The sequence below is a fragment of the Mycobacterium sp. E3298 genome, assembly GCF_001666895.1.
Classification (GTDB): Bacteria; Actinomycetota; Actinomycetes; order Mycobacteriales; family Mycobacteriaceae; genus Mycobacterium.
On sequence record NZ_LZJB01000081.1, the window covers coordinates 1 to 5,777 of the forward strand.

Annotated in this window: 5 protein-coding genes and 1 pseudogene; 2 read left to right on the plus strand and 4 right to left on the minus strand. The window is 68.2% G+C overall.

The features are described 5' to 3' along the window. Positions 1–745 (minus strand): alpha/beta fold hydrolase (locus tag A9X05_RS03665; protein WP_067779235.1); only part of this gene is annotated, 745 nt, incomplete at its 3' end. A 111-nt stretch (positions 746–856) separates the two neighbouring features. Further along, complete coding sequence (locus A9X05_RS03670) at positions 857–1,330, minus strand: VOC family protein (protein ID WP_067755955.1); 474 nt, start codon at positions 1,328–1,330, stop codon at positions 857–859. A gap of 121 nt (positions 1,331–1,451) precedes the next feature. On the opposite strand from A9X05_RS03670, the gene A9X05_RS03675 reads away from it, so the two are divergent. Further along, positions 1,452–2,315, plus strand: a complete 864-nt coding sequence (locus tag A9X05_RS03675) for an alpha/beta fold hydrolase (RefSeq protein ID WP_067755958.1) — start codon at positions 1,452–1,454, stop codon at positions 2,313–2,315. A gap of 694 nt (positions 2,316–3,009) precedes the next feature. On the opposite strand, the gene gnd is transcribed toward A9X05_RS03675, so the two are convergent. After that, positions 3,010–4,032: a phosphogluconate dehydrogenase (NAD(+)-dependent, decarboxylating) gene (gnd, locus tag A9X05_RS03680; RefSeq protein ID WP_067779237.1), complete on the minus strand. Its 1,023-nt coding sequence runs from the start codon at positions 4,030–4,032 to the stop codon at positions 3,010–3,012. 15 nt (positions 4,033–4,047) lie between these two features. Beyond that, positions 4,048–5,454, minus strand: coding sequence for a glucose-6-phosphate dehydrogenase (locus A9X05_RS03685; RefSeq protein WP_067749924.1), 1,407 nt, complete (start codon positions 5,452–5,454; stop codon positions 4,048–4,050). A 121-nt stretch (positions 5,455–5,575) separates the two neighbouring features. On the opposite strand from A9X05_RS03685, the pseudogene A9X05_RS03690 reads away from it, so the two are divergent. Beyond that, positions 5,576–5,777, plus strand: a pseudogene (locus tag A9X05_RS03690) (adenylate/guanylate cyclase domain-containing protein); the annotation flags it as partial.

Below are 5,777 nucleotides of genomic sequence, written 5' to 3' on the forward strand. Positions count from 1 at the left end.
CGCGACCATGCAGGTACAGGCACGGCCATACGGGCTCTTCGGTCCACAGCTCGTTCAGCTCGGCATACCGCGCGGGCGGGCGGGTGTTGCGGATCGTGGCGCGGTAGGGCCCCAGCGCCGCGCGCCAGCTTTCCGGCGTTCCGATTGCCGCGTCGACGTGACGCAAATCCTCGTCAGCGCGGTATCCCGGCGACCATCGACGCCACAGCAGCGGCAGCACCCAAGGCTCGGAACGCTCTGGCAGCCATGGCAATTGGAAGTACATGATGTACCAGCTGCGCAACAGCTGGCGCGCCAGGTGTGCGACCAGCCGGGCACGCTCGCCGGCGCCGGCCTTGCGGCGGAAGGCCGCCGACGGCGGCACGGACATGATCACGGCCTTGGCGAAGGGGCTGTCGGGCATGGCGGCCAGCCCGGTGGTGGCGATCGCGCCCCAATCGTGGCCGATCACCACGTCGGCGTCGGTGCCGCCGGCGGCCGCGCGGGCCCGCAGAGCGTCGTCCATCATCGCGCCCACGTGATAGCTGCCGTCGGCCGGGATCGAGGACGGGGCGTACCCGCGCATGAACGGTGCCACCACCCGCCAGCCCGCCTCCACGAGCCGGGGAGCGACCTTGCGAAATCCGTAGGGCGTGTCGGGGAAACCATGCAGGCACAACGCGAGGGGGGCGTCACGGGGCCCCCAGGTGAGTGCCTTCAGGTTCCCGGCGGGGGTCGGCACGTCGATCCAGCCAGGTTCACCCATGTTCACTCCCTGCTCGGCGCGTCCGCACGGACCAACCTAACGCGTGTGGGTCCACGCCGCACCGACCGCATGCCCGAAGCGGTCAAATTGCAGCTGCAACAGGGATTTTCGCTATACCTCCGCGGCGGCTCGGTCCAAATCGGCGATGACGATCTTGCGCATGCCATACATCGCCTGCGTGGCCGCCGCCGCGCGCGCCCGGTCGGGACCACCGATCAACTCATAAAGCCGGTCCGGCACGATCTGCCAGCTCAGGCCGAAGCGGTCTTTGCACCAGCCGCATTGCGACTCCTCGCCGCCGTCGGTCAGCCGTTCCCAGTAGTAGTCGACCTCGTCCTGGTCCTTGCAGTGGATCGTGAAGGACACCGCCTCGCTGAACCGGAAGTGCGGGCCGCCGTTGATCCCGATGAAGCGGGTGCCGTCCAGCACGAAGCTGCCGGACAGGACGGTGCCCGGCTCGCCGGGTCCGGCCTCGGTGGTCCGATTGAAGCCCTCGATGTGGGAGTTCGGGAAGACCGAGGTGTAGAACCTGGCCGCGTCCTCCAAGTTGTGGTCGAACCACAGCGACGGGGTGATCGATGGCATGGGCGGCGCCCTCCTTGTTGGCTCGTTGGTGTCTTCCTCATAGACCCCGGCCGGTGCGGAAACTCATCGCGCCGTCGACCCGGCGAACGGTGCATATACGCGCTATGTAACGTCAGGTCGCATGAGCACCGTCACCAGCACCCCCGAGACGGTCGAGTTTTCCGGTGCCGGCGGGATCACCCTGGTCGCCGACGAATGGAATCGCGGGACCGACGGCGCGGGCCGGCCCAGCGTCCTGATGCTGCACGGTGGCGGCCAGAACCGGCATTCGTGGAAAAACACCGGTCAAATCCTGGCCGACGAGGGCCTGCACGTCGTGGCGCTCGACAGCCGGGGACACGGTGACAGTGATCGCGCGCCCAACGCCGACTACGACGTCGACACCCTGACCGCCGACGTCCTCCGGGTGATCGAGGCGATCGGCCGGCCGGTGATGATCATCGGGGCGAGCATGGGCGGGCTGACCGGCATCCTCGCCGCCCACCGGGCCGGGCCGGCAAACGTGACCCGACTGGTCCTCGTCGACGTGGTGCCGCGATTCGAGAAGGGCGGCAGCGCCCGCATTCGCGATTTCATGATCAGCGGCCTCGACGGTTTCGACTCGCTGGAGGAGGCCGCCGACGCCGTCGCCGCCTACCTGCCGTATCGGGACAAGCCCCGCAGCCCCGAGGGGTTGAAGAAGAACCTGCGCCTCCGCGACGGCCGCTGGTACTGGCACTGGGATCCGGCGTTCATGACCAAGCCGGGCGACGATCCCGAGTTGCGCACGGAGAAGTTCGAGCAGGCCGCGAAGAGCCTGTCGATTCCGGTGCTGCTGATCCGCGGGAAGCTGTCCGACGTCGTGAGCCCCGAGGGCGTTCGGCACTTTCTGGCCACGGTGCCCCGCGCGGAGTTCGTCGAGCTGCCCAAAGCCGGGCACACCGCGGCCGGTGACGACAACGATGCGTTCAGCGACGCCGTGGTGAAGTTCGTCAAACGCCACTGAGTCCGACGGTGGCGACCCGCATCGCCCGGCTACGCCGCCCTCGCGATCGCCACCAAATCCGACGGTGGCGACCCGCATCGCCCGGCTACGCCGCCCTCGCGATCGCCACCAAATCCGACGGTGGCGACCCGCATCGCCCGGCTACGCCGCCCTCGCGATCGCCACCAAATCCGACGGTGGCGACCCGCATCGCCCGGCTACGCCGCCCTCGCGATCGCCACCAAATCCGACGGTGGCGACCCGCATCGCCCGGCTACGCCGCCCTCGCGATCGCCACCAAATCCGACGGTGGCGACCCGCATCGCCCGGCTACGCCGCCCTCGCGATCGCCACCAAATCCGACGGTGGCGACCCGCATCGCCCGGCTACGCCGCCCTCGCGATCGCCACTAAATCCGACGGTGGCGACCCGCATCGCCCGGCTAGGCCGCCCTCGCGATCGCCACTAAATCCGACGGTGGCGACCCGCATCGCCCGGCTAGGCCGCCCTCGCGATCGCCACTAAATCCGACGGTGGCGACCCGCATCGCCCGGCTAGGCCGCCCTCGCGATCGCCACTAAATCCGACGGTGGCGACCCGCATCGCCCGGCTAGGCCGCCCTCGCGATCGCCACTAAATCCGACGGTGGCGACCCGCATCGCCCGGCTAGGCCGCCCTCGCGATCGCCACTAAATCCGACGGTGGCGACCCGCCCCTAGTTGGCCGGCTTCTCGGCGTGCCCGCCGAACTGCTTGCGCATCGCCGACAACGCCTTATTGGCGAAGTCATCGAGTGACCGCGAGGCGAAGCGCGACTGCAGCGCGGTCGTCAGCACGGGCGACGGCACGCCCTCGTCGATCGCCGCGATGGCGGTCCACCGCCCCTCGCCGGAGTCGGAAACCCGCCCGGAGAACTCCTTGAGGTCGGGCGAATCGTGCAGCGCGATCGCGGCCAGGTCGAGCAGCCAGGAGCCGATCACGCTGCCCCTGCGCCACACCTCGGCAACCTCGGGGATGTCGAAGTCGTATTGGTAGAACTCGGGATTCGACAGCGGCGCCGTTTCGGCGTCACCCTCCTGCACCTGCTTGCCGATGTCGGCGTTGCGCAGGATGTTGAGCCCCTCGGCGAGCGAGGCCATCATGCCGTACTCGATGCCGTTGTGCACCATCTTGACGAAGTGCCCGGCGCCGGACGGCCCACAGTGCAGGTAACCCTTTTCCGATCGGTCGACCTCGCCGTCGCGGCCCGGCGTGCGCGGCGCCGCGTCCACCCCGGGCGCGACGCTGGCGAAGATCGGCTCGGCGTGCAGAAAGGCCTCGTCGTCACCGCCGATCATCAGGCAATAGCCGCGTTCCCTGCCCCAAACGCCACCGCTGGTGCCGCAGTCGAGCAGGTGAATTCCGTTCTCGGACAAGGTTTTTGCGTGGCTGATGTCGTCACGGTAGTACGAGTTGCCGCCGTCGATGACGATGTCGCCGGACTCCAGCGTCTTCGCCAGCTCCTCGATGACCCCCGTCGTGATCGTGCCCGCCGGCACCATCACCCAGACGACCCGCGGAGCGGTCAGCTTCTCGGCGAGCTCCCGCAGCGACGACACACCGGTGGTCCTCTCCTCCCCCGCCATCGCCTTGACCGCGTCGGGGTTGTGGTCGTAGACCACGCATTCGTGTCCATCCGTGGCGACGCGGCGGACGATGTTGGCGCCCATCCGGCCGAGTCCGATCATCCCGAGCTGCATCTCTTCCCGATCTCCTTACTGTGACGACGTGCGCTTGGGCAGCCACGGCTCCTGCCAGCTGCGATGACCGTGGAGCAGCGACTGCGCGGCCTCGGGCCCCCACGAGCCCTGCTCGTAGTGGTGGATGCGGCTCGGCTTGTCCAGCACGGGCTGCACGATCCGCCACGTCTCCTCGATCGCGTCTTCCCGGGCGAAGAGCTGCCGGTCCCCGGTGAGCGCGGCGTAGAGGAGCCGTTCGTAGGGCCGCACGGCTTCCCCGAGATCCTCGGCGAACGACGAGTCCAGGTGCACGTCGTGCCAGCCGTCGCCGACTTGGGCCGACAACTGCAACCGCATCCCGGGATCGGGATCGATGCGCAGCACGATCTGGTTGGGCTCGGGTGGCCGGCGGTTCGGCAGAAACGAGAATCCCGGAACGTGGTGGAGGAACATCCGCACCTCGGTCACCTTCTCGGGCAGTGCTTTTCCGGCGCGCAGGAAGATCGGCACACCGGCCCAGCGCCAGTTGTCGATCTCGGTCCGCAGCGCGATGTAGGTCTCGGTCTGCGAATCCTTGGCCACCCCGTCGACGTCGGTGTAGCCGCGGTACTGGCCGCGCACGCACCGCTCGGGATCCAGGGCCGGCATCGCCCGGAACACCTCGGCCTTCTTGTCGTTCAGGTCGTCGGCGCTGGGACCGACCGGGGGCTCCATCGCGACCAGCGCGAGCACCTGCAGCAGATGGTTCTGCACGACGTCGCGCAGCGTGCCCACCGCGTCGTAGAACTTGCCGCGGTCCTCGATGCCGAAATCCTCGGCCATGGTGATGTGGATTTCGGAAATGCTGTCGCGGTCCCACAGCTTGGCCAGGGCGTTGTTCGCGAAGCGCAGGTATTGCAGCTCTTCGACGGGCTGCTTGCCCAGGAAGTGGTCCACCCGCAGGATCTGGTCCTCGTCGAGCACCGCACGCAGCCGGGCGTTGAGGTCGCGCGCCGAGGCCAGGTCATGGCCGAACGGCTTTTCCACCGCGACGCGGCTGCATTCCAGCAGGTCGGCCTTGGCGAGGTTTTCGACGATCGGCGCGAACAGGGACGGCGGCATTTCCAGGTAGTACAGCGGGCGGCAATCCTTGCCGATCTTCTTCGCGAGCCGGCCGTACAGCTCTTCGTCGGTGACATCGCCGTGCAGATAGGACAGCCGGGCCGCGAGCCGGTCGAAGACCGCGTCGTCGAACTTCTCGCCGGAGGCCTTGATGGCCTCGCGGGCGCGCTCGACCAGCTTCTCGAGCGGCATGTCGTCGCTGGCCACGCCGACGATCGGGACGTCGAGCAACTTGCGGGCCTCGAGGCGGTATAAGGCGCGGTAGGTCATCTTGCGCGCCAGATCGCCGGTGATGCCGAAGATCACCAGCTTGTTCGAAGAGTTGTCCCCGCCGTCAGCCAAGCCCGCACCTCCGAAGTCGTTGGCTCTAGAGACTCACTACCCGCGGCGGTCGGACCTAACACTAGACACCGCACACAGGCCCGACAACCGCAAGCCATCGGGGCCTTGGCAGGATGCTTGCGTGGGTGATGCGCTGCATATCGCGGTCTACGTCTTGGCCGGCATCGCCGTGATCGAAGCCGTCGCGCTCGCCGTGCTTTCGCGGTTGCTGGTGCGCAGCCGCCAGGAGATCGACGAATTGCGGCACCGGACCGACACCCGCAGCTGGCTGTTATCGGGTGGGCGCGAGGCCCTCAAGACCGTGTGGAACACCGCCAACGTGG

Bases quoted from the DNA above. Each gene is read 5' to 3' on its own strand.
- A9X05_RS03670 (WP_067755955.1), bottom strand. From the start codon at position 1,330: ATGCCATCGATCACCCCGTCGCTGTGGTTCGACCACAACTTGGAGGAC.
- A9X05_RS03675 (WP_067755958.1), top strand. From the start codon at position 1,452: ATGAGCACCGTCACCAGCACCCCCGAGACGGTCGAGTTTTCCGGTGCC.
- gnd (WP_067779237.1), bottom strand. From the start codon at position 4,032: ATGCAGCTCGGGATGATCGGACTCGGCCGGATGGGCGCCAACATCGTC.